Origin of the sequence: Agrobacterium vacciniicorymbosi (assembly GCF_040427045.1) — a bacterium.
Taxonomy (GTDB): Bacteria; Pseudomonadota; Alphaproteobacteria; order Rhizobiales; family Rhizobiaceae; genus Agrobacterium.
This window is the reverse complement of the sequence record NZ_JBETMF010000001.1, coordinates 1-22,333: the sequence shown is the minus strand read 5'-3', so window position 1 is coordinate 22,333 and position 22,333 is coordinate 1. Positions and strand designations below refer to the sequence as shown.

Here is a 22,333-nt window from a genome sequence, read left to right as displayed (position 1 = left end):
ATGGTTTAAAAATCCGGGACAAGTCACATGGCTGTCATTTTGATGATGGACTCCTCGATTATTCGTTTTACGCTGCCGCCTTCCCATGCAGCCTGAACTCATTCGAGGAGCTTCCATGTCTTCGCTTATCGGCCTTCATCCCATCACGCGACGTTCCCTGCTGGGAGGCATTGCCGCCTCTTCGGCCCTTGTCATGCTTCACCCGTTTGCGGCGCGTGCGCAGGGCAACCAGGCGCATCTGCGCATCATGGAAACGACGGATATTCACGTCCACGTTTTCCCTTATGATTATTACGCCGATAAGCCGAACGACACGCTGGGTCTGGCCCGCACCGCCTCCATCATCGACAGCATTCGTGCCGAAGCCGGCAACTCCATGCTGGTAGACAATGGCGACTTCCTTCAGGGCAACCCGCTGGGCGATTACATTGCCTATGAGCGGGGCATGAAGGCGGGTGACAAGCACCCGGTCATCAATGCCATGAATGTGCTGGGTTATGATTGCGGCACGCTGGGTAACCACGAGTTCAATTATGGGCTCGATTTTATGTTCAACACACTGGGCGGTGCTGGCTTCCCCTACGTTTGTGCCAACCTGACCAAGGGCCAGCTTGCTTCCGACCCCAAGCAGGACGACCTTTTCTTCAAGCCCTATGTGATCCTTGAAAAGCAGATCAAGGACGGCTCCGGCGCGACCAGCCCGGTCAAGGTCGGCATCATCGGCTTCGTACCACCGCAGATCATGATGTGGGATGCCAAGAACCTTGAAGGCAAAGCACAGACCCGCGATATCGTCGATGCCGCCAAGGCCTGGGTGCCCGTGATGAAGGAACAGGGTGCTGATATCATCATCGCGCTGTCGCATTCCGGTATCGAAGGCAAGGGCCAGAGCGACCGCATGGAAAATGCCTCGCTATATCTCGCTGGCGTTCAAGGCATCGATGCCGTCTTCACAGGCCACCAGCATCTCGTCTTCCCCGGCCCTAAGACATGGGATGGCATTGAAGGTGCCGATCCGGTCAAGGGCACGCTGATGGGCAAGCCAGCCGTCATGGCCGGTTTCTGGGGCTCGCATATGGGCCTCATTGACCTGCTGCTGGAAAAGGATGGCAAGAACTGGAAGATCGTGGACTTTACCACCGAAGCCCGCCCGATCTATCACCGCGACGATAACCGCAAGATCGTGGCCGACGTGAAGGACAAGCCGGAAATCATCGCCGCCGCCAAGACCGATCACGAAGCCACCCTCGCCTATGTTCGCCGCCCCGTGGGCAAGACATCTGCGCCGCTCTATTCCTATTTCGCGCTGGTCGCGGATGATCCATCCGTGCAGATCGTGTCCAATGCCCAGACCTGGTACATCAAGGACATGCTGAAGGAAGGCCAGTATAAGGATCTGCCGGTTCTGTCTGCCGCCGCTCCCTTCAAGGCTGGTGGTCGTGGTGGCTCGGATTATTACACCGATGTCCCCGCCGGTGACATCGCCATCAAGAACGTCGCCGACCTCTACCTCTACCCCAACACGGTGCAGGCCGTGCTGATCACAGGCGCGCAGGTCAAGGACTGGCTGGAAATGTCGGCAGGCATGTTCAACACGGTCGAGGCTGGTGCAAAGGACGCGCCGCTGCTGAACAACGATTTCCCGTCCTACAATTACGATGTCATCGACGGCGTGACCTACCAGATCGACATCTCCAAACCGGCCAAGTTCGATAAGGATGGCAAGGCCGTCACGCCGGAAAGCAACCGTATCGTCAACCTTCAGTTCGGCGGTAAACCTATCGATCCGGCACAGAAATTCGTGGTGGCAACGAACAATTACCGCGCCAGCGGTGGAGGCAAGTTCCCCGGTATCGCGTCCGACAAGATCATCTTCGTTGCGCCGGACACAAACCGCGATGTCATCGTGCGCTACATCATCGCGCAGGGCACGATCAATCCGTCTGCCGACGACAACTGGTCCTTTGCACCAGTGGCCAACACGACAGCCGTGTTCGAAACCGGCCCGAAGGCACGCCAATACGCCAAGGACGTCAAGGGCGCAAAGATCGAGGAAGCTGGCGATGGAGCCGAGGGCTTCGCCAAGTTCCGCCTGATCCTCTGAGGCTGATATCATGAGGCGCACATTCAATCGTGCGCCTCATCTTTTTCTGCGAATTTGCATATCGTTCTCGTAAAATTGTTTTCCGCGAATGCTCCATTTCAATTTTTTTCTCGTAATGTGAAACATATCTTACGAGCCAACGTACTGGGTATTGGATAGCAATATCGCTGATTGGCTTCTCAGGAGGTTTCCATGCCCGCCTACCGCCCGCCCCGCATTTCGTCTGCCGAAATCACCCCGCGCGACGTCTACATGTCCCGGCGCAATTTTCTCGGAACCGCAGCGGGCTTTGCCGCCATGGGGCTGACGGCTGAGAGTGCTTTCGCAGCACCGCTCACCGCCCAACCCGGCCCTTACAAGCTGGATGAAAAGCTGACACCGCTCGATGCCGTGACCAGCTACAACAATTTCTACGAATTCGGCACGGACAAGGCCGACCCGAAAGCCAATTCCGGCGACTTCAAACCGACGCCATGGACGGTCAAGGTGGACGGACTGGTCGGCAAGCCGCAGGAATTCGGCATCGAAGACCTGCTGAAATCTCCGCTGGAAGAGCGGACCTACCGCATGCGCTGCGTGGAAGGCTGGTCCATGGTCATCCCGTGGATCGGTTTTTCGCTCTCCACCCTGCTGGATAAGGTGGAGCCGCTGGGCAGTGCGAAATATGTCTCTTTCGAAACCGTAGTTCGCCCGGAAGAAATGCCGGGGCAGAAGGGCTTTTTCCAGCCTCTCGATTGGCCCTATGTCGAAGGCCTGCGTCTTGATGAGGCACGCCACCCGCTGACGATTCTTGCAGTCGGTCTCTATGGTGAAACGCTGCCGAACCAGAACGGCGCGCCGATCCGCCTTGTCGTGCCTTGGAAATATGGCTTCAAGGGCATCAAATCCATCGTGCGTATTTCGCTGGTGGAAAAGCAGCCGGAAACGACGTGGAAAAACTCCAATGCCCGCGAATATGGCTTCTACTCCAACGTCAATCCGAAGGTTGATCATCCGCGCTGGAGCCAGGCCACCGAGCAGCGCATCGGCGAAGGCGGCTTCTTCAGCACTCAGAGACGTCCAACGCTGATGTTCAACGGCTATGATGAGGTCGCAAGCCTTTATAACGGGCTGGATCTGAAGGCGAATTACTGACCATGGCGTTTGCCCTCTCGCTCCCGTCCCTGCCGAAGCGATATCAGCCAGCGGCCATCTGGGCGCTCTACATCATTGGTCTGTGTCCCGGCGTCTGGTACTTTTATCTCGCAGCCACCGGCGGGCTCGGCTTCAATCCGGTCAAGGATTTCGAGCATCTTCTCGGCATCTGGGCGCTGCGTTTCCTCTGTCTCGGCCTCTGCGTCACGCCGCTGCGCGATCTCTTCAACATCAATCTCATCGCCTATCGCCGGGCGTTGGGCCTCATCGCCTTTTATTACGTGCTGGCGCATTTCGCGGTCTATCTGGTTCTGGACCGGGGCATGGTCTTCAGCTCCATCATCGGCGATATTCTCAAGCGGCCCTACATCATGTTCGGCATGGCCGGGCTCGTTATGCTCATTCCTCTGGCGCTGACCTCCAACCGCTGGTCGATCCGTCAACTTGGTTCGCGCTGGAACACGCTGCACCGCCTGAGCTACTTCATCCTCATCGCCGGCATTCTGCATTTCGTGCTGGCGCGCAAATCGCTGACGCTAGAGCCGGTCTTCTACATCTCGGTCATGCTCATTCTGCTCGGCTATCGAACCGTCAGACCCGCGATCATGGCCCGGAAACGGGCGCGCAAGGCAGCTCTTTCGCCTAGAGGCGCTGCGCGATGAGCGTAGCCACTGCTATTCCCAGACCGTAACACGCAATATTCCAGAGCGAAAAAACGCGGCCGAGCAGCAATGCTCCTGATGTCGTAGCCCGAAACGCATCCAGCGCTGGAAAATGCACGAGCCGGATCAATTCGACAGCGATTGCCAGCCCGCAGGCGATTGCGACGGCCAGATGCCATTTGCGCAATGGCATGACGGTCGCCACAAGCAGATAGACCATTGATCCCCACAGCACCGACCCGCCATATTTCACGACGACGAAGGGCAACCCGACCGTATAGCCATATCGTCGCAGCAGCAGACCGGCGGCGATCACTCCACAGGCAGAGATAAAAAGTGCCAAGCGGCTGTCATAAAATTCGTGTGCATGTTTGATCATCATGTCGCTTTATTTCCGGTTTGTTGTAGAGATACAATCCTGCCGAGTAAGAGGACCGATGGCTTTGACAAGCGAAACCACCTACCCCGCCAGTCGCCTCGCCACGCTTGACGCCTTGCTGTGCGATAGACAGCCCTGGGGAGAGTTGAAAGGCGTAAAGCGTTTCATCATCGAGTTTCTCTATTTCGGTATCAAGGAAGCGCGAGCCTGCATGTTTGCCGGGCTGTTTTTCATCTCGATCTTTCTGGTGCCACGCGGCGGCCTGTTCGGCCTGCCCCGCTACGATGTGCTGCTGGTCATCGCCCTTGGCATTCAGTTTTTCATGATCTGGAGCAAGCTGGAAACCTGGGACGAAGCCAAGGCCATTCTGCTCTTTCACGTCGTCGGCTTCGCGCTGGAGGTCTTCAAGACATCCAGCGCCATCCAGTCATGGTCCTATACGGATTTTGCCTATACCAAAGTCCTCGGCGTGCCGCTGTTTTCCGGCTTTATGTATGCCGCCGTCGGCAGCTACATCATTCAGGCCTGGCGCCTCCTGGATGTCCGCATCCGTCATCACCCGCCTTACTGGATGGCGTCGCTGATGGGCATCGCCATCTACGTCAACTTCTTCACCCACCATTTCATCGGCGATTACCGCTGGTACATCGCCGCCTGCGCCATCGGCCTCTATGCCCGCGCCACCGTTATCTACCGCCCCTACGACCGCGACCGCAAAATGCCCCTGCTGCTCTCCTTCATCCTGATCGGCTTCTTCGTCTGGCTCGCAGAAAACATCTCCACCTTCTTCGGCATCTGGAGCTATCCCAACCAGCTGGGCGCTTGGTCGGCGGTGCATATCGGCAAATGGAGTTCATGGTCGCTGCTCGTCATCATGACATTCTCCATCGTCTCTCATTTGAAGCACATCAAAGGCCGGATTTCAGTGCCGGACTGAGCTGGAGCGTCCAATGAAAATTGCTGCAGCGCAGAGCGTCGTCACAAAAGACGTTGCCGAAAATGGCCGGACAATACGCGCGCTTATTCAGCAAGCAGGACAGCAAGGTGCCCGCCTCATCAACTTCTGCGAGGGTGCGCTATCGGGCTATGCGAAAGCACAGATTACCTCTCCGGAAGACTGGCAAAACTTCGATTGGAACGCACATGCCGCCGAACTCCAGGCCATGGCTGAGACATGCAAGGAAAATGGCATCTTTGCCGTTGTAGGGTCGGCATCTCCGCTGCACTCGCCTCACCCACCGCATAACAGCCAATACATCATCAATGATCACGGTCAGATGATTGCGCGATACGACAAGCGATATCTCTCAAATTCCGAACTTGATGGCTGGTTCACGCCGGGAAAACATCCGATCACCTTTGAGGTCGATGGCTACCGCTTTGGTTGCCTGACCTGCATAGAGGTGCAGTTTCCAGAACTTTTCATGGAATATGAACGTCTTGATGTCGATGCCATTCTGTTTTCATCCTACGGAATTGGAAACTTCTTCCAGATCGCGCTACGCGCCCATGCCGGTTTCAATTGCGTCTGGATCAGCGGCGCAACGCCCGCACAAAAGGCACCCCAAGGCCCCGCGGGTGTTTTAGGGCCGGATGGAAAAGTCATCGCAGCCTGTACTGTGGAGCTCAGCAATCAATTGGTCTTTGCAGAAATTGACAGAGAAGACTCCCATTATGACGGCCCCCTCAAAAAAGCACGCCCATGGCGCAGAGCCGCAAGGCAGGGAACGATTTATACGGAAAAGCAGATCGATGCGGATTGATCAGGGCCAGCGCTGATGAGGGAGGCCCAAAAAGTAGCACGAAGGATGAACGGCTGGTGCGTCGTTCTCTCCGTCCTGTTTCATGGGCTTCTCTGTATTTCCATTTTTCTCACGCCCTCGCCTGCACCAAATTTTGTCTTGCAAGATGGCAGCATCAGTGTGGAAATCATCCCGTCAGTCCCTACCCCGCGCCAGCCAGCTCAGCCTACCCCTTCAGCGATTTCTTCTTCACCCGCTAACGAACCCATTACCGATCCAGCGGCAAGCACGATAACACCGCCGCCGAAGGTCCCGGATGAGGACAACGAAACGAAATTTGTGAAGCCATCGCGGATGCTCTCGCAAGATGTTCTTGCCGACCGCCGCAGCAGACAGGCGCGAGAGGCGCTGAAACAGCTGGCGCCAGCAGAGCAGATTGAACAGCTTTGCAATCTGGAGGCCATGGCGCAGGTCGGCGCGTGGAGCAAGGAACTGAAGCCAGACCGGGTCGTGGCCTATGCCATGGCAGATCCTAAATTGTCAGGCAGCAATTTCGTCGCCGAGGGTGCGGCCATCCACAGCGAGCGTGATTGGTATCGTCTTCAATTTAAATGCCAACTGGCAACGGATGAAAGGCAAGTCGTTGCATTTGAATTTCTGCTGGGAGATTCGATTCCAAGAGAAATCTGGACCGACCACAATTTGCCGGATGAAGATGGAGCGTCTGATTGACCCAACCCACGACACCCCGTGATAGCCACCTGACTTACTATACGGACCACCAAAACAAAAAAGCCGGGTGATAGCTCACCCGGCTTTTATTCACCTGACGCTTTTAAGCGCCAAATATTATGCAGCTTCGGCTTCAGCAGCTTCTGCAGCAACGCGAGCCTTGTCGGCCTTGCCCTTGGCGTCTACGTCGCGTTCTACGAACTCGACAACAGCCATGGCAGCGTTGTCGCCCTGACGGTAGCCAGCCTTCATGATACGCAGGTAGCCGCCGTTGCGGGTTGCGTAACGTTCAGCGATGGCTTCGAACAGCTTGCGAACAGCGTCCTGGTCCTTGATCTGCGAGATAGCCTGACGACGAGCGTGCAGGTCGCCGCGCTTGCCGAGGGTTACCAGCTTTTCTACGATCGGGCGAATTTCCTTCGCCTTTGGCAGAGTTGTTACGATCTGCTCATGGGTGATGAGCGAAGCAGCCATGTTGGCAAACATTGCCTTGCGGTGGCTGGCGGTTCTATTGAGCTTGCGGCCTGAATTTCCGTGGCGCATTGCTATTCTCCTTTAATGCAGGTTTCCTGTTCGGCCCTGCCGTTTCCTGGCACATGCAGGCGACGTGCCTGCTGTTTGACGGGGAAAGGCAGTCTTTAAAGGGCCTGCCTTTTTATTGGTTAATACTGGTCTTCGTAACGCTTAGCGAGATCTTCGATGTTCTCTGGTGGCCATGCTGGCACTTCCATGCCGAGATGCAGACCCATGGAAGCGAGAACTTCCTTGATTTCGTTGAGCGACTTGCGACCAAAGTTCGGTGTGCGAAGCATTTCGGCTTCGGTCTTCTGAATGAGGTCGCCAATGTAGACGATGTTGTCGTTCTTCAGGCAGTTTGCCGAACGAACGGACAGTTCCAACTCGTCGACCTTCTTGAGAAGCGCCGGGTTGAATGCCAGTTCGGTGACAGATTCTTCTTCTGCTTCCTTCTGCGGCTCGTCGAAGTTGACGAAGACGCCCAGCTGGTCCTGAAGAATGCGAGCGGCGAAGGCAACGGCGTCTTCGCCGGAAACCGAACCGTTGGTCTCAATCGTCATGATCAGCTTGTCGTAGTCCAGAACCTGACCTTCACGGGTGTTTTCCACCTTGTAGGACACTTTCTTGACCGGAGAATAAAGGCTGTCCACCGGAATAAGACCGATAGGTGCATCTTCCGCGCGGTTACGCTCTGCAGGCACGTAGCCCTTGCCGTTGTTGACGGTGAATTCCATACGGATTTCAGCGCCATCATCAAGCGTGCAGATAACGTGGTCGGGATTGAGGATTTCGATGTCGCCAACCGTCTGGATATCGCCAGCGGTAACGGCACCTGGACCCTGCTTGCGCACGACCATGCGCTTGGAATCGTCACCATCCATCTTGATGGCGATTTCCTTGATGTTCAGCACGATATCAGTCACGTCTTCCCGAACGCCGGGAATAGAGGAGAACTCGTGCAGAACGCCGTCGATCTGTACCGCTGTCACAGCGGCGCCACGCAGAGACGACAAGAGAACGCGACGGAGCGCGTTACCGAGCGTCAGACCGAAACCGCGTTCCAGCGGCTCGGCAACCAGCGTTGCCTTGGTGCGGCTGGAAGACGTGAACTCGACCTTGTTCGGCTTGATCAGTTCCTGCCAATTCTTTTGAATCATCTTTAAACCTTCCGTTCGCCGCCACCATCCAATCGTGGCGGACCGAGCATGATCACCGAGAGGAACCCGAAGGTTCATCGGAGGGTTTGAAAGCGTCGGAAAACCGGACAAGCCGGCAACCACACGCCGATTACGCGAAAATTCCGCCAGACCAAAGGCAAGGCGGAATTCCCAGACAGAAACGCGTTAGACGCGACGCTTCTTGCGCGGGCGGCAACCGTTGTGCGGGATCGGCGTCACGTCGCGGATGGAGGTGATCATGAAACCGGCAGCCTGGAGAGCGCGAAGTGCGGACTCACGACCCGAACCTGGACCGCAAACCTCTACCTCAAGCGACTTCATGCCGTGTTCCTGAGCCTTCTTGGCGCAATCTTCAGCAGCGATCTGAGCAGCAAAAGGAGTCGACTTACGCGAACCCTTGAAGCCCTTTGCACCAGCAGACGACCAGGCAATAGCATTGCCCTGCGCGTCGGTGATGGTGATCATCGTGTTGTTGAAGGTCGAGTTGACGTGCGCAACACCCGACGTGATATTTTTGCGTTCGCGGCGGCGTACGCGTGTGGCTTCCTTGGCCATGATATACCTTTCATTGATCTCTTCACCGCCGTAACACCAGCGGCTACACCGGCGATCAGCTTCCTGAGAAACATCTCGCCAAACTCAGAAAGGCTGGTGCGGCTTGCACCAGCCTCCCCTTTCCGGAGAACCGGAAAATTACTTCTTCTTACCAGCGATCGCCTTCGCCGGACCCTTACGGGTACGAGCGTTGGTGTGCGTGCGCTGACCGCGGACCGGAAGGCCACGACGGTGGCGAAGGCCACGGTAGCAACCGAGGTCCATCAGGCGCTTGATGTTCATCGCGGTTTCGCGACGAAGATCACCCTCGACGCGATAGTCGCGGTCGATGGCTTCGCGGATCTGAAGGATTTCGGCATCCGTCAGCTGATGAACGCGCTTCTCAGCCGGAATACCGACCTTGTCCATGATTTCCTGCGCGAATTTCGGACCAATCCCGTGAATATAGGTCAAAGCGATAACAACGCGCTTAGCCGTCGGGATGTTGACGCCAGCGATACGTGCCACGTCTATTCTCCTTGCGTTCCAGTTGCCATCCGGCAAGTGGTGCTTTCATTTGAGCGGCACGAGTTTGCCGCCAGTTCAAATTCCTGTTCGTCACAAGTCAAAACGACCGAACCCGGACTTTCCTTCCCTAAAGGAAAATCCGCGCCAGTCGCTTGGGTTGTCGCGAGTTGGCGCGGTGTTTAACGGAATCGGTTCAAAAAAGCAACCGGCTCCGCCAAGATTCTTTAGATACGCGCAGCAGAAGCGGCTGCATTTGGTGCTTTTTCAAGAACACCCTCGATAGCGACGGTCACATCATCGACATGCGCCATGCCATCCAGCACCACAAGCTCGCCCTGCCCCTCGTAATAGGCGGACAAAGGTGCCGTCTTTTCGCGGTATTCGGAAAGACGCTTGCGGAACGATTCTGGATTGTCATCCGAACGAACCGTGCCACCTGCGGCAATCGTTTCTGCCACGCGGTTTTCGATTCGGCGAATGAGCGCCTCTTCGTCCACCTTCAGCTCGATAACAGCATCGAGCACGAGATTCTTCTGCCGCATGTTTTCCGCAAGCGCCTTGGCCTGCGGAACAGTGCGCGGGTAACCGTCAAGGATGAACCCCTTGGCACAGTCCGCCTGCTCGATACGTTCGGAAACGATCTGGTTGACGATATCATCCGATACGAGACCGCCAGCATCCATGACTTCCTTGGCGCGCTTGCCGATCTCAGAACCGTCGCTGACGGCCGCCCGGAGCATATCGCCCGTAGACAGCTGCGGAATACCGTACTTATCGGTCAGCCGCTTCGCCTGGGTTCCCTTGCCAGCTCCCGGTGGTCCCAAAAATATCAGTCTCATCGTCCCCTCTTTCCTCCACGCAGTTTCGATTTCTTGATCAGCCCCTCATATTGCTGGGCGATCAGGTGACCCTGAATCTGTGCCACAGTATCAAGAGTTACACTGACTACGATCAAAAGCGAAGTACCACCAAGGGCTAATGGGATACCTGTGCGCGCGATAAGCGTTTCAGGAAGAATACAGACGAAGACGAGGTAGATGGCACCCACAACGGTGATGCGCGTCAACACGTAGTCGATATATTCAGCCGTGCGCTCGCCGGGGCGAATGCCTGGAATAAAGCCGCCATGCTTCTTCAGATTGTCAGCCGTATCCTTCGGATTGAAGACGATAGCCGTGTAGAAGAAAGCAAAGAAGGCGATCAGCAGGCCGTAAAGCAGCATGAACAGCGGCTGTCCGTGCTGAAGAGACGCAATGATGGCCGTCGCCCATGGTGGCAGGTTCGTGCTGTTGGTGAAGCCGGCGGCGGTCGCAGGCAGCAGCAGCAGCGAGGATGCGAAGATCGCAGGAATAACGCCAGCCGTGTTGAGCTTCAAAGGCAGATGCGATGTATCGCCCTGGAACATACGGTTGCCGACTTGCCGCTTCGGATATTGAATCAGAAGACGACGCTGCGCACGCTCCACGAAAACGATCAGCGCGATCACGCCGATAGCAACGACAACGACGGTGAGAATCAGCGTCGTGGACAGAGCACCGGTCCGACCCAGTTCCAGCGTACCAGCCAGAGCCTTCGGCAGACCTGCGGCAATACCTGCAAAGATGATCAGAGAAATACCGTTACCGATACCGCGCGATGTGATCTGCTCACCGAGCCACATCAGGAACATCGTGCCGCCAAGCAAGGTGATGACGGTCGACACGCGGAAGAACCAGCCTGGATCTATGACCAGCCCTGCCCCGCTTTCGAGACCGGCGGCAATACCGTAAGCCTGCAGCGTGCCGAGAAGCACAGTGCCGTAGCGCGTGTACTGGTTGATGATCTTGCGGCCCGCCTCGCCTTCCTTTTTCAAGGCTTCGAGCGAAGGCACGACCGATGTCATCAGCTGTACGATGATCGATGCGGAAATGTAAGGCATGATGCCGAGCGCGAAGATCGCCATGCGCTCAACGGCGCCGCCCGCAAACATGTTGAAGAGACCGAGGATACCGTTGGCCTGACCCTGAAAGGCCCGAGCATAGGCTTCCGGGTTCAGACCAGGAAGCGGAATATGCGTACCAAGACGATAAACGAGAAGTGCGGCAAGGGTAAACCAGAGGCGCTTTTTCAGATCTTCAGCTTTCGCGAAGGTCGAAAAATTCAGGTTTGAGGCCAGTTGTTCCGCTGCTGAAGCCATAAATTTCTCCGCATGACCCTTGTCCAGCGGCACGGAAACCGGCAATTCCGGAAAAGGTCGTAAAGATACTGGTTCAAAAACCGGGCTTCGGACGGATCACGGCTTTTTCGCCGAAATCATGCCTCACCCTTGTTTTCGTTCGTTCGCTCCACATTCACCTGAATGCTTCAGAACTGTGAGGCTCTCCCCGCAACATTTTCACGCTGCTTGAGAGTTTCCGCATAATCCTCGATATAATCGATTAGGATTCAAAGGCTTATGCGACTTTAGAGCGCGAACGCCCGGAGTGAAACACACCGGGCGTTCAGCATCTTATATTACTCTGCGGCTTCCGCTGCAACAACCAGAAGCTTGATAGAGCTACCAGCTTTCTCGATCTTTTCAACAGCAGGCTTGGAAGCGCCAGCAACTTCGAAGGAAACCTTCGTTGTCAGCTCGCCGTCAGCCAGAATGCGAACGCCGTCCTTCGGGCGACGAATAACGCCAGCAGCCTTGAGAGCAGCAGCATCGATCGTTGCCTTGGCATCGAGCTTGCCTGCATCGATAGCAGCCTGAACGCGACCGAGCGAAACGGTGACGAATTCAGATGCGAAGATGTTGGTGAAGCCGCGCTTTGGCAGACGACGGTAGATTGGCATCTGACCGCCTTCGAAGCCGTTGATGGCAACGCCGGAACGAGCCTTCTGACCCTTGACGCCGCGACCACCGGTCTTGCCCTTGCCGGAACCAATACCGCGACCTACGCGGATACGGTCCTTCGTGGAGCCTTCGTTGTCTTTAATTTCATTGAGTTTCATGATGACTTCCTCCGTCTCACTTCTCGTCTACGACGCGAACGAGATGCTGGACAGCACGGATCATGCCGCGAACAGCTGGGGTATCTTCCAGAGTGCGCTGACGGTGCATCTTGTTGAGACCCAGGCCGATCAGCGTCTGGCGCTGAACCGCAGGGCGGCGAATTGGGCTGCCGATCTGTTCGACCGTAACAGTCGTCTTGGCTTCAGTAGTCTTCTTGGCCATGATACTGCTCCTTATTCTTCAGTCGCGTTGCCGGAAGCGGCGCGGCGGGACTGAAGGGTCGCATACTTGAGACCACGCTGTGCAGCGATGTCCTTCGGATGAACCTGGTGCTTCAGAGCGTCGAACGTTGCGCGAACCATGTTGTATGGGTTCGAGGAACCGGTCGACTTTGCGACGACGTCATGAACGCCGAGCGTTTCGAAAACAGCGCGCATCGGGCCACCGGCGATGATACCGGTACCGGCCTTTGCCGAGCGCAGCAGAACCTTGCCAGCGCCGTGACGACCGTTGACGTCGTGGTGCAGCGTGCGACCATCGCGAAGCGGAACGAAAATGAGATCGCGCTTTGCGCTTTCAGTTGCCTTGCGGATTGCTTCAGGAACTTCACGAGCCTTGCCGTGACCGAAGCCAACGCGGCCCTTCTGATCGCCTACAACAACGAGAGCAGCAAAACCGAAACGACGGCCGCCCTTGACGACTTTCGCTACGCGGTTGATCGCGACCAGCTTGTCGACGAATTCGCTATCGCGCTCTTCACGGTTCTGGCGGTCGTCGCGAGAACCTCTTTTTTCTTGTGCCATTGTCCTTTTCCTTTTTCTTTTACGGGTGGAACGGCAAACGAAAAGACCATCGGCTTCATTGCTGAAGCCCGCATGGTCCGGTGAAATCCGCCCGAAACGTTGTCCGGGCGGATAAAGTCATTAGAAGTTCAGACCGCCTTCGCGGGCTGCTTCAGCCAAAGCCTTGATGCGGCCATGGTAAATGAAAGCGCCGCGGTCGAATACGACATCCTTGATACCAGCCTTGCCGGCACGTTCAGCAACCAGCTTGCCAACAACGGCAGCTGCTGCAACGTCTGCACCCGTCTTCAGGGACGAGCGCAGATCAGCCTCGAGCGTGGAGGCAGACGCAAGCGTCTTTCCAGCCACATCATCGATGACCTGAACGTAGATGTTCTTCGACGAGCGATGAACCGACAGGCGCGGGCGACCGTTGGCAACCGCCTTGATCTGGCGGCGCACGCGGTTCGCGCGACGTGCAAGTGCTTCTTTCCTGCTAGCCATTTCGCGTGATCCTTACTTCTTCTTGCCTTCTTTGCGGATGATCCGTTCTTCAGCGTACTTGACGCCTTTGCCCTTGTAGGGCTCGGGACCACGGTATTCGCGGATTTCCGCGGCAACCTGACCGACCTGCTGCTTGTTAATACCCGAAACGATGATTTCCGTTGGCTTGGGAACGGCAATCGTGATGCCTTCCGGAGTCTGGTAAATCACGTCGTGGCTGAAACCGAGTGCCAGCTGCAGGTTCTTGCCCTGCATGGCCGCACGATAACCAACGCCGTTGATTTCGAGCTTGCGTTCGTAGCCGTCCTTGACACCCTTGAAGATGTTCTCGACCATCGTGCGGGACATGCCCCACTTGGAACGAGCTTCCTTGCTGTCATTGGAAGGCGTAACCGAAACCGCGTTATCTTCCAGTTTAACCTGGACTTCGTCATTGGCGACGAAGAACAGTTCACCCTTAGGACCCTTGGCAGTAATCTTCTGGCCGTCGACACTGGCCGTCACACCTGCAGGAACCTGAACGGGCTTTTTACCGATACGAGACATATTTCTATCCTGTCTGTCCGTTAAGGAGATCCCTGCTCAGTCTTAGAAGACCGAGCAAAGAACCTCGCCACCAACGTTCTGTTCGCGAGCCTGGTGATCGGCCATAACACCCTTCGGAGTCGAAAGAATGCTAATGCCGAGGCCGTTCGCGACCTGCGGAATGGACTTGACCGAGACATAAACCCGGCGGCCCGGCTTGGACACGCGGCCGATCTCACGGATCACGGACGCGCCTTCGTAGTATTTCAGTTCGATGGTGAGTTCGGACTTGCCGTTCTCGAAATCGACCTTGGAATAACCGCGAATGTAGCCTTCAGCCTGCAGCACGTCGAGAACGCGTGCGCGGAGGCTGGATGCTGGCGTGTTGACCGAAGACTTGCGACGGGCAGCACCATTGCGGATTCGGGTGAGCATATCACCCAACGGATCAGTCATTGTCATGTGCCCGTCTCCTTACCAGCTCGACTTGACAATACCCGGCACCTTGCCGGAGTTGCCCAACTCGCGAAGCGCAATACGCGACATTCCGAGTTTGCGGTAGAACGCGCGCGGACGGCCCGTTACTTCGCAGCGGTTGCGGATACGCGTCTTCGAGCCGTCACGCGGCAGCGAAGCGAGCTTCAGAGTTGCCTGGAACCGCTCTTCGATCGGAAGGGACTGGTTCATGACAATAGCCTTCAGGGCGGAACGCTTGCCGGCCTGCGAAGCCACTGTCTTGCGGCGGCGCTTGTTCTTTTCAACTGCGCTTGTTTTCGCCATATCGTAGTTCCTTTTCTACGCTCGTCGTTACGGTTATTGACGGAACGGGAAGTTGAACTCTGTCAGAAGAGCCCGCGCTTCGTCGTCCGACGTCGCCGTCGTGCAAACGATGATGTCCATGCCCCACATCTGATCAACCTTATCGTAGTTGATCTCAGGGAACACAATGTGTTCCTTGATGCCCATGGCGAAGTTGCCACGGCCGTCAAAGCTCTTGGGGTTCAGACCCCGGAAGTCGCGAACGCGCGGAAGCGCGATGTTGACCAGACGATCAAGGAATTCGTACATGCGTGCGCCGCGAAGAGTAACCTTCGCACCGATTGGCATATGTTCGCGAACCTTGAAGCCCGCGATCGAATTGCGAGCCTTGGTGATGACAGGCTTCTGACCGGCAATTGCCGCCAGATCGCCAGCAGCAACCGTTGGCTTCTTCGAATCAGCAGTTGCTTCACCAACGCCCATGTTGATGACGATCTTGTCCAGCTTGGGGATCATCATAACGTTAGCGTAGGAGAACTTCTCCTGCATTGCGCCACGAATACGGGAAACGTATTCAGTCTTGAGACGCGGCTCGTACTTGGACTCAGCCATCGATCACTTCTCCCGAACGCTTGGCCACGCGGACCTTCTTGCCGTCAACAACCTTGAAACCAACGCGAGTCGGCTTGCCATCCTTATCGGCGATGGCGAGGTTGGAAAGGTGCAAGGAAGCTTCCTTGTTGATGATGCCGGCTTCCTGGCTCTGGGTCTGGCGCTGGTGACGCTTCACCATGTTTACGCCACTCACGACAGCCCGGTCTTCTTTCGGCAAGACCTGTGTTACTTCGCCGGTACGGCCCTTGTCCTTACCGGTCAATACGACAACCTTGTCGCCTTTGCGGATCTTTTGCATCGCTATCGCTCCTTACAGTACTTCTGGAGCCAGCGAGATGATCTTCATGTGGTTCTTTGCGCGAAGTTCGCGTGGAACCGGTCCGAAGATACGGGTGCCGATCGGCTCTTTCTTGTTATCGATAAGAACGGCTGCGTTGTTATCGAAACGGATGACGCTGCCGTCAGCGCGGCGGATGTCTTTCGCGGTACGAACAACGACCGCCTTCATCACGTCGCCCTTCTTGACGCGGCCGCGCGGAATGGCTTCCTTGATAGAAACGACAATAATGTCGCCAACGGAAGCATACTTACGCTTCGAGCCGCCCAGCACCTTGATGCACATGACACGACGTGCGCCGGAATTATCCGCCACGTCGAGGTTTGTTTGCATCTGAATCATGTCAGGTCGCCTTCTTGTTGTTACCGGACCGGTTGGGCAAGTTTATAGAAACAGCCCCCTGTTCCAGCTTATGAAATGTCTCTGTTTTCGCGCGGAATAATCGTGACAGGGTGGTTTCCTAACGGACCTTCCGTGCGCATCAAAGCAAAAGAACGCCCGTGAACGAGCGTCCTTGCGCTGCTTCATACAGACTTTCGCGCATATAGCAAGAGCTGCGCGAAAATCAGTTGAAATTATGCCTGGGCGGAAACGACCGTCCAGCGCTTGTCCTTGGAAATCGGTGCGCATTCCTCGATGGAAACGACATCGCCGATCTTGTACTGGTTGTTTTCGTCGTGCGCCTTGTACTTCTTCGAACGGCGAACGGTCTTCTGAAGCAGCGGGTGAGCGAATCGGCGCTCGACGCGAACTACGACAGTCTTCTCGTTCTTGTCGGACACAACGACGCCCTGCAGAATGCGTTTAGGCATATTATTCTTCCTTTAGGCCTTGGCTTCTGCCGCCTTCTGGCGGGCAATGGTTTTCACGCGGGCGATGTCCTTGCGGACTTCGTCAATGCGCGAGGACTTTTCCAACTGGCCGGTTGCCTTCTGGAAGCGCAGGTTGAACTGCTCTTTCTTCAGGTCGGCAAGCTTGTCCTTGAGCTGATCGGCGCTGAGGCCGCGAACGTCTTCGGCTTTCATGGTGCCTGCTCCTTACTCTGCGATGCGCTGAACGAAGCGCGTCTTCACCGAGAGCTTGGCAGCGCCGAGACGAAGCGCCTCGCGGGCGATCTCCTCGGAAACACCGTCGATCTCGAACATCATACGACCGGGCTTGACCTTGCATGCCCAGTATTCAACAGAACCCTTGCCCTTACCCATACGGACTTCGGTCGGCTTCGCCGTAACCGGAGTGTCTGGGAATACGCGGATCCACACACGACCAGCGCGCTTCATGTAACGCGTGATCGCGCGGCGGGCCGCCTCGATCTCGCGCGCGTTCACGCGGTTCGGTTCCTGCGACTTCAAGCCGAATTCACCGAATGCCAGGTCAAAGCCGCCCTTGGCCACACCTTTAATGCGACCCTTAAACTGCTTACGGTACTTAGTACGCTTTGGCTGCAACATTTTCTAACTTCTCCGAGCTTATCTTTCGCCAGCGTCAATCAAGCGTTTTCGCGGCGACGGTCGCCACGATCACCGCGCTGCTCACGGCTTGCAGGGCCCTGTGCATCGCCTTCTAGACCACGACGTTCAGAAGCCATCGGATCGTGCTCAAGGATTTCGCCCTTGAAGATCCAGACCTTGATGCCGCAAATACCGAATGCCGTTGTAGCTTCTGCTACACCGTAGTCGATGTCTGCACGCAGCGTGTGCAAAGGAACGCGACCTTCGCGGTACCATTCGGTACGAGCGATTTCAGCGCCGCCGAGACGGCCACCGCAGGTGATCTTGATGCCTTCGGCGCCAAGACGCAGTGCGGACTGAACAGCGCGCTTCATTGCACGGCGGAATGCCACGCGGCGCTCAAGCTGCTGAGCAATCGACTGAGCAACAAGCGTTGCGTCGATTTCAGGCTTGCGCACTTCAACGATGTTGAGGTGCGTTTCAGAAGCGGTCATCTCAGAAATCTTCTTGCGAAGCTTCTCGATGTCTGCACCCTTCTTGCCGATGATCAGACCCGGACGAGCCGAGTGAATGGTCACGCGGCACTTCTTGTGCGGACGCTCGATGATAACCTTGGCGATGCCAGCCTGCTTCAATTCCTTGATCAGGTAAGCGCGGATAGCCAGGTCTTCGTGCAGAAGCTTGCCGTATTCGGCAGTGTCTGCATACCAGCGGCTATCCCACGTACGGTTAATGCCGAGGCGGAAGCCGATTGGATTGATTTTCTGACCCATTATGCGGCCTCCCCTTTTTCTTCCACTTCACGAACAACGATCGTCAAGTGAGAGAACGGCTTTTCGATACGCGATGCACGACCACGGCCACGAGCGTGGAAACGCTTCATGGTGATGGACTTGCCGACATAGGCCTCGGCGACAACGAGAGCGTCGACGTCGAGGTCATGGTTGTTTTCAGCGTTAGCGATTGCCGATTCCAGCGTCTTCTTGACGGTGGAAGCGATACGCTTGCGGGAGAATTCGAGCTCGGCGAGAGCGCGATCAACCTTCTTGCCACGGATAAGAGCGGCAACCAGGTTCAGTTTCTGGGGGCTGACGCGGAGCGTACGGGCAATGGCCTGAGCCTCATTGTCCTTCAGCCGGCGTTCGGTCTTAGCCTTCGCCATGATTACTTCCTCTTTGCCTTCTTGTCCGCACCATGACCGTAATAGGTCCGGGTCGGAGAGAATTCACCGAACTTGTGGCCGACCATGTCTTCGTTGACCGAGACGGGCACATGCTTGCTGCCGTTGTAGACGCCGAATGTCAGACCAACGAACTGCGGCAGGATCGTGGAGCGACGGCTCCAGATCTTGATCACTTCATTGCGTCCGCCTTCACGTACCTTCTCAGCCTTAGTGAGAAGATAGCCGTCAACAAACGGACCTTTCCATACTGAACGAGCCATTTGAGAGTTCCTCTCTTACTTCTTGCGCTGATGGCGCGAACGCATGATGAACTTGTCGGTCGATTTGTTCGAGCGGGTGCGCTTGCCCTTGGTAGGCTTACCCCAAGGGGTAACCGGGTGACGACCACCCGACGTGCGACCTTCACCACCACCGTGTGGGTGGTCGACCGGGTTCATCACGACACCGCGAACGTGAGGCTTCTTGCCGCGCCAGCGTGAACGACCGGCTTTGCCGTCGTTGATGTTGCCATGATCGGCATTCGAGACAGCACCGATGGATGCAAGGCAAGAACCATGCACCAGACGCTGCTCACCGGAGTTCAAGCGAAGGATCGCCATCCCTGCATCGCGACCAACGAGCTGGACATAAGTACCGGCAGAGCGGGCAATCTGACCACCCTTTGCAGGCTTCATCTCGACGTTATGGATGATCGATCCGACTGGAATGTACTGAAGAGGCATTGTGTTGCCTGGCTTCACGTCCACTGCCTTTTCGGAGGCGATCACCTTGTCACCGGCAGCGAGACGCTGTGGCGCGAGAATGTAAGCCTGTTCGCCGTCCGTGTATGTCACGAGCGCGATGAATGCGGTGCGGTTAGGGTCATATTCCAGACGCTCGACCGTACCTTCAACGTCGAATTTACGACGCTTGAAGTCTACCAGACGGTAGGTCCGCTTGTGACCGCCGCCCTGAAAACGAACGGTGATCCGGCCCTGGTTGTTACGGCCACCCTTCGAGCTGAGGCCCTCTGTAAGAGCCTTTACCGGCTTGCCCTTGTAGAGCGAAGAACGGTCCACGATAACCAGCTGACGCTGGCTTGGCGTGGTCGGATTGAAACTTTTCAATGCCATTGTATTTGTTCCCTTTTGGGTCTTTGCCCGCTTGGGCCTAACCTTTAGAGTCCGGTGGACACGTCGATGGATTGACCTTCAGCCAGCGTAACGATGGCTTTCTTGACATCCTTACGCTTACCAGCGAATCCACGGAAACGACGGGTCTTACCCTTGCGGATAAGCGTGTTCACTGCCGTGACCTTGACGCCGAAGAGTGCTTCGATAGCTGCCTTGATCTCAGGCTTCGAAGCGTCCTTGGCGACGTTGAATACGACCTGGTTCTGTTCAGAGACCAGCGTCGACTTTTCTGTGATCGAAGGAGATACGATCACGTCGTAGTGGCGAAGATCCGTCATTTGAACCGCTCCTCGAGGGCTTCTACCGCAGCCTTGGACAGCACGAGCTTACCGCGGCGCAGGATGTCGTAAACATTGATGCCCTGAATCGGCAGAACGTCCACATTCGGAATGTTCTGAGCTGCGAGCTTGAAGTTGCCATCAAGTTCAGCGCCGCCAATTACGAGAGCGTTGGTCAGGCCAAGCGTTGCGAAGTGGCCAAGCAGGCCCTTTGTCTTTGCATCGGTCGCAACGAGCTGATCGACAATGATCAGTTCTTCGGACTTCAGCTTTGCAGACAAAGCGTGACGCAGAGCAAGCGCACGAACCTTCTTGGGAAGATCGTGAGCGTGGCTACGAACGACTGGGCCATGGGCCTTGCCGCCGCCGCGGAACTGCGGTGCGCGAGCCGAATGGTGACGAGCGCGGCCCGTACCCTTCTGCTTGTACATCTTTGCACCCGTACGGGAAACTTCCGAACGGTTCTTGGATTTGTGCGTTCCCTGCTGCTTCTTGGCAAGCTGGTAACGAACCATGCGGGCCAGGATGTCCTGGCGCGGGTCGAGGCCGAAAATTTCGTCCGACAGGGATACCGTGCCGGCGTCTTTTCCCTCGAGGGTTTTGACGTTCAATTCCATGATGAGGCTCCCTTACTTCGCTGCCGACTTAACGGCGTCGCGGACGATGATCCAGGAACCCTTGGAACCGGGAACGGCGCCCTTCACGAGGATCAAACCGCGACCCTCATCGGTCGAAACCACTTCCAGATTCTGGGTGGTGACGCGTGTGCTGCCCATATGACCAGCCATGCGCTTGCCCTTCCAGACCTTGCCCGGATCCTGGTTCGAACCAGTCGAACCATGTGCACGGTGCGAGATGGAGTTACCGTGCGACGCGCGGCCACCACCGAAGTTGTGGCGCTTCATCGAACCGGCAAAACCTTTACCGATCGTCGTGCCGGTAACGTCTACCAGCTGGCCTGTCTGGAAATGATCTGCGGTCAGTGTTGCACCGACGTCGATGAGGTTCTCGGGGGAAACCCGGAACTCAACGAGCTTTGCTTTCGGCTCGACGCTGGCGGCGGCGAAATGACCGCGAAGTGCCTTTGTCGTATTCTTGACCTTGGACTGGCCGGCACCGAGCTGAACTGCGGTGTAGCCATTCTTGTCTTCTGTGCGCTGGGAAACAACTTGTACGTTGTCCAAACGCAGTACCGTTACTGGAATATGCTCACCGGCGTCGTTATAGACCCGGGTCATACCCACTTTCTGTGCAATCACACCTGAACGCATTGGTTCAATCCTCTTGCGAGCCTTCAAGGGAGAACCCTCTGTGGCCTTTGTTAAGGAGTTCCCTTCGACATCTCACGACGTTTCCGGTCTCCGGATTGGAAGTCGTTGGATTGCTCCACGTACCTTCCTTGTTATATCGGCCCTTACTTTCGCAAGGTCAGGCCGAGGTCTTAGAGCTTGATTTCGACGTCAACGCCAGCAGCCAGGTCGAGCTTCATCAAAGCATCGACGGTCTGTGGGGTTGGGTCTACGATGTCGAGAAGACGCTTGTGCGTCCGCATTTCGAACTGCTCACGGCTCTTCTTGTCAACGTGAGGAGAGCGGTTGACGGTAAACTTTTCGATGCGGGTCGGCAGTGGAACCGGGCCGCGAACGCTGGCGCCGGTGCGCTTGGCGGTCGACACGATTTCACGGGTAGAGGCATCGAGGATCCGGTGATCAAACGCCTTGAGGCGGATACGGATATTCTGGCCGTTCATTCGTCTTGTCCTTGTTCTTTGTCTTTGGATTTCCGCACGCGGAAATACATGAACCTGTTGATCGTGGCGCCGCAGATTTTCAAAAATCAAGAGGAATGCAAAGCAACATCCCAATCATTTCGGTAGTCTGTAATGTTGAAATCACCGGGACTCGCAACGGATCGCGAATCCAACTGGTGAGTGTGAGTGCGCGTTTACGCGCTTTCACCGAATTTTTCAAGCCTTAAAAATGCAACGCCGCAACGCTTTTTATAAAACGTCCTATGGCGGTGTCTTTCACACCGCCATCGGCCACTAACACACAGCAGGAATTGCCCCCTGCTCTATTCGCGACGATGCCATGGCACCGTCAGCCTTTATTACTCGACGATCGAAGCGACGATGCCGGCGCCGACGGTACGGCCGCCTTCGCGGATAGCGAAGCGCAGCTTTTCTTCCATCGCGATTGGAACGATCAGCTCAACAGCAACGGTAACGTTGTCGCCTGGCATAAC

The 22,333-nt window shown here is 56.2% G+C and carries 35 protein-coding genes; 6 read left to right on the top strand and 29 right to left on the bottom strand.

What is annotated here, in order from left to right; all coding sequences use genetic code 11:
* The first annotated feature begins 115 nt into the window (after positions 1–115).
* From ABUK73_RS00175 to msrQ, 3 genes are all read left to right on the top strand, one after another.
* Complete coding sequence (locus ABUK73_RS00175) at positions 116–2,104, top strand: bifunctional 2',3'-cyclic-nucleotide 2'-phosphodiesterase/3'-nucleotidase (RefSeq protein WP_353575562.1); 1,989 nt, start codon at positions 116–118, stop codon at positions 2,102–2,104.
* A 192-nt stretch (positions 2,105–2,296) separates the two neighbouring features.
* Positions 2,297–3,238, top strand: coding sequence for a protein-methionine-sulfoxide reductase catalytic subunit MsrP (gene msrP / locus ABUK73_RS00170; protein WP_353575561.1), 942 nt, complete (start codon positions 2,297–2,299; stop codon positions 3,236–3,238).
* A gap of 2 nt (positions 3,239–3,240) precedes the next feature.
* On the top strand, positions 3,241–3,900 hold the full coding sequence (msrQ, locus tag ABUK73_RS00165) for a protein-methionine-sulfoxide reductase heme-binding subunit MsrQ (RefSeq protein WP_113089508.1): 660 nt from the start codon (positions 3,241–3,243) through the stop codon (positions 3,898–3,900).
* On the opposite strand, the gene ABUK73_RS00160 is transcribed toward msrQ, so the two are convergent.
* Complete coding sequence (locus ABUK73_RS00160) at positions 3,881–4,282, bottom strand: ribosomal maturation YjgA family protein (protein ID WP_353575560.1); 402 nt, start codon at positions 4,280–4,282, stop codon at positions 3,881–3,883. The two genes, msrQ and ABUK73_RS00160, sit on opposite strands and share 20 nt — an antisense overlap.
* Before the next feature lie 55 nt (positions 4,283–4,337).
* Here ABUK73_RS00160 and ABUK73_RS00155 point away from each other — a divergent pair, with 55 nt between their 5' ends.
* Genes ABUK73_RS00155 through ABUK73_RS00145 form a run of 3 tightly spaced genes read left to right on the top strand, consistent with a single transcriptional unit; the run spans position 4,338 to position 6,753 of the window.
* Positions 4,338–5,216 (top strand): DUF817 domain-containing protein, encoded by an 879-nt coding sequence (locus tag ABUK73_RS00155; protein ID WP_454892300.1) that lies wholly within the window; start codon positions 4,338–4,340, stop codon positions 5,214–5,216.
* A gap of 13 nt (positions 5,217–5,229) precedes the next feature.
* Entirely contained in the window at positions 5,230–6,042 is an 813-nt protein-coding gene (locus ABUK73_RS00150; RefSeq protein WP_353575559.1) for a carbon-nitrogen hydrolase family protein, read from the top strand.
* 15 nt (positions 6,043–6,057) lie between these two features.
* A complete protein-coding gene (locus tag ABUK73_RS00145; protein WP_353575558.1) occupies positions 6,058–6,753 on the top strand; it encodes a DUF930 domain-containing protein in 696 nt (231 codons plus the stop codon).
* A gap of 117 nt (positions 6,754–6,870) precedes the next feature.
* On the opposite strand, the gene rplQ is transcribed toward ABUK73_RS00145, so the two are convergent.
* From rplQ to ABUK73_RS00005, 28 genes are all read right to left on the bottom strand, one after another.
* Positions 6,871–7,296, bottom strand: coding sequence for a 50S ribosomal protein L17 (gene rplQ, locus ABUK73_RS00140; protein ID WP_062451336.1), 426 nt, complete (start codon positions 7,294–7,296; stop codon positions 6,871–6,873).
* 119 nt (positions 7,297–7,415) lie between these two features.
* Entirely contained in the window at positions 7,416–8,426 is a 1,011-nt protein-coding gene (locus ABUK73_RS00135) for a DNA-directed RNA polymerase subunit alpha (RefSeq protein ID WP_003495228.1), read from the bottom strand.
* A 186-nt stretch (positions 8,427–8,612) separates the two neighbouring features.
* Positions 8,613–9,002 (bottom strand): 30S ribosomal protein S11, encoded by a 390-nt coding sequence (gene rpsK, locus ABUK73_RS00130; RefSeq protein ID WP_007766864.1) that lies wholly within the window; start codon positions 9,000–9,002, stop codon positions 8,613–8,615.
* Between the two features lie 138 nt (positions 9,003–9,140).
* Complete coding sequence (rpsM, locus tag ABUK73_RS00125) at positions 9,141–9,509, bottom strand: 30S ribosomal protein S13 (RefSeq protein ID WP_353575557.1); 369 nt, start codon at positions 9,507–9,509, stop codon at positions 9,141–9,143.
* 224 nt (positions 9,510–9,733) lie between these two features.
* A complete protein-coding gene (locus tag ABUK73_RS00120; protein WP_353575556.1) occupies positions 9,734–10,348 on the bottom strand; it encodes an adenylate kinase in 615 nt (204 codons plus the stop codon).
* Positions 10,345–11,685 carry a preprotein translocase subunit SecY gene (gene secY, locus ABUK73_RS00115; RefSeq protein ID WP_113089513.1) on the bottom strand — a complete coding sequence of 447 codons (1,341 nt, stop codon included), beginning with the start codon at positions 11,683–11,685 and terminating at the stop codon, positions 10,345–10,347. Before secY ends, ABUK73_RS00120 begins: the two co-directional genes overlap by 4 nt.
* A gap of 317 nt (positions 11,686–12,002) precedes the next feature.
* Positions 12,003–12,482 carry a 50S ribosomal protein L15 gene (gene rplO, locus ABUK73_RS00110; RefSeq protein WP_353575555.1) on the bottom strand — a complete coding sequence of 160 codons (480 nt, stop codon included), beginning with the start codon at positions 12,480–12,482 and terminating at the stop codon, positions 12,003–12,005.
* 16 nt (positions 12,483–12,498) lie between these two features.
* Positions 12,499–12,705 (bottom strand): 50S ribosomal protein L30, encoded by a 207-nt coding sequence (gene rpmD / locus ABUK73_RS00105; RefSeq protein ID WP_045230765.1) that lies wholly within the window; start codon positions 12,703–12,705, stop codon positions 12,499–12,501.
* Between the two features lie 11 nt (positions 12,706–12,716).
* A complete protein-coding gene (rpsE, locus tag ABUK73_RS00100; protein ID WP_062589340.1) occupies positions 12,717–13,286 on the bottom strand; it encodes a 30S ribosomal protein S5 in 570 nt (189 codons plus the stop codon).
* Positions 13,287–13,406: 120 nt separating this feature from the next.
* Complete coding sequence (rplR, locus tag ABUK73_RS00095; RefSeq protein WP_353575554.1) at positions 13,407–13,769, bottom strand: 50S ribosomal protein L18; 363 nt, start codon at positions 13,767–13,769, stop codon at positions 13,407–13,409.
* Between the two features lie 12 nt (positions 13,770–13,781).
* Positions 13,782–14,315, bottom strand: a complete 534-nt coding sequence (gene rplF / locus ABUK73_RS00090) for a 50S ribosomal protein L6 (RefSeq protein WP_113089515.1) — start codon at positions 14,313–14,315, stop codon at positions 13,782–13,784.
* Positions 14,316–14,357: 42 nt separating this feature from the next.
* Positions 14,358–14,756: a 30S ribosomal protein S8 gene (gene rpsH / locus ABUK73_RS00085; RefSeq protein ID WP_062589337.1), complete on the bottom strand. Its 399-nt coding sequence runs from the start codon at positions 14,754–14,756 to the stop codon at positions 14,358–14,360.
* A gap of 12 nt (positions 14,757–14,768) precedes the next feature.
* Positions 14,769–15,074, bottom strand: a complete 306-nt coding sequence (rpsN, locus tag ABUK73_RS00080) for a 30S ribosomal protein S14 (RefSeq protein ID WP_353575553.1) — start codon at positions 15,072–15,074, stop codon at positions 14,769–14,771.
* A 33-nt stretch (positions 15,075–15,107) separates the two neighbouring features.
* Positions 15,108–15,665 carry a 50S ribosomal protein L5 gene (gene rplE / locus ABUK73_RS00075; RefSeq protein WP_113089516.1) on the bottom strand — a complete coding sequence of 186 codons (558 nt, stop codon included), beginning with the start codon at positions 15,663–15,665 and terminating at the stop codon, positions 15,108–15,110.
* Complete coding sequence (rplX, locus tag ABUK73_RS00070; RefSeq protein WP_353575552.1) at positions 15,658–15,966, bottom strand: 50S ribosomal protein L24; 309 nt, start codon at positions 15,964–15,966, stop codon at positions 15,658–15,660. Before rplX ends, rplE begins: the two co-directional genes overlap by 8 nt.
* A 12-nt stretch (positions 15,967–15,978) precedes the next feature.
* Complete coding sequence (rplN, locus tag ABUK73_RS00065) at positions 15,979–16,347, bottom strand: 50S ribosomal protein L14 (RefSeq protein WP_003495199.1); 369 nt, start codon at positions 16,345–16,347, stop codon at positions 15,979–15,981.
* A 233-nt stretch (positions 16,348–16,580) separates the two neighbouring features.
* Entirely contained in the window at positions 16,581–16,817 is a 237-nt protein-coding gene (gene rpsQ, locus ABUK73_RS00060) for a 30S ribosomal protein S17 (RefSeq protein ID WP_062451325.1), read from the bottom strand.
* A gap of 12 nt (positions 16,818–16,829) precedes the next feature.
* The gene (rpmC, locus tag ABUK73_RS00055) at positions 16,830–17,030 is read right to left on the bottom strand and encodes a 50S ribosomal protein L29 (RefSeq protein WP_042618527.1); all 201 of its coding nucleotides are present in this window, start codon (positions 17,028–17,030) and stop codon (positions 16,830–16,832) included.
* Between the two features lie 12 nt (positions 17,031–17,042).
* Positions 17,043–17,456 carry a 50S ribosomal protein L16 gene (rplP, locus tag ABUK73_RS00050; protein ID WP_042618528.1) on the bottom strand — a complete coding sequence of 138 codons (414 nt, stop codon included), beginning with the start codon at positions 17,454–17,456 and terminating at the stop codon, positions 17,043–17,045.
* A 38-nt stretch (positions 17,457–17,494) separates the two neighbouring features.
* A complete protein-coding gene (gene rpsC / locus ABUK73_RS00045) occupies positions 17,495–18,229 on the bottom strand; it encodes a 30S ribosomal protein S3 (RefSeq protein ID WP_113089518.1) in 735 nt (244 codons plus the stop codon).
* On the bottom strand, positions 18,229–18,618 hold the full coding sequence (gene rplV / locus ABUK73_RS00040) for a 50S ribosomal protein L22 (protein WP_037172087.1): 390 nt from the start codon (positions 18,616–18,618) through the stop codon (positions 18,229–18,231). The genes rpsC and rplV overlap by 1 nt, the downstream gene beginning before the upstream one ends.
* A gap of 2 nt (positions 18,619–18,620) precedes the next feature.
* Complete coding sequence (gene rpsS, locus ABUK73_RS00035) at positions 18,621–18,899, bottom strand: 30S ribosomal protein S19 (RefSeq protein ID WP_045230774.1); 279 nt, start codon at positions 18,897–18,899, stop codon at positions 18,621–18,623.
* Positions 18,900–18,914: 15 nt separating this feature from the next.
* Positions 18,915–19,751, bottom strand: coding sequence for a 50S ribosomal protein L2 (rplB, locus tag ABUK73_RS00030; RefSeq protein WP_111838908.1), 837 nt, complete (start codon positions 19,749–19,751; stop codon positions 18,915–18,917).
* Positions 19,752–19,795: 44 nt separating this feature from the next.
* Complete coding sequence (locus ABUK73_RS00025; RefSeq protein WP_062451321.1) at positions 19,796–20,089, bottom strand: 50S ribosomal protein L23; 294 nt, start codon at positions 20,087–20,089, stop codon at positions 19,796–19,798.
* Positions 20,086–20,706 (bottom strand): 50S ribosomal protein L4, encoded by a 621-nt coding sequence (gene rplD / locus ABUK73_RS00020; RefSeq protein WP_077123217.1) that lies wholly within the window; start codon positions 20,704–20,706, stop codon positions 20,086–20,088. The genes ABUK73_RS00025 and rplD overlap by 4 nt, the downstream gene beginning before the upstream one ends.
* A 12-nt stretch (positions 20,707–20,718) precedes the next feature.
* Positions 20,719–21,360 (bottom strand): 50S ribosomal protein L3, encoded by a 642-nt coding sequence (rplC, locus tag ABUK73_RS00015; RefSeq protein WP_113089519.1) that lies wholly within the window; start codon positions 21,358–21,360, stop codon positions 20,719–20,721.
* Between the two features lie 170 nt (positions 21,361–21,530).
* A complete protein-coding gene (gene rpsJ, locus ABUK73_RS00010; RefSeq protein ID WP_003507767.1) occupies positions 21,531–21,839 on the bottom strand; it encodes a 30S ribosomal protein S10 in 309 nt (102 codons plus the stop codon).
* Between the two features lie 359 nt (positions 21,840–22,198).
* Positions 22,199–22,333, bottom strand: a 135-nt coding sequence (locus ABUK73_RS00005; protein ID WP_454892314.1) for an EF-Tu C-terminal domain-related protein, incomplete at its 5' end; no start/stop codon positions are given.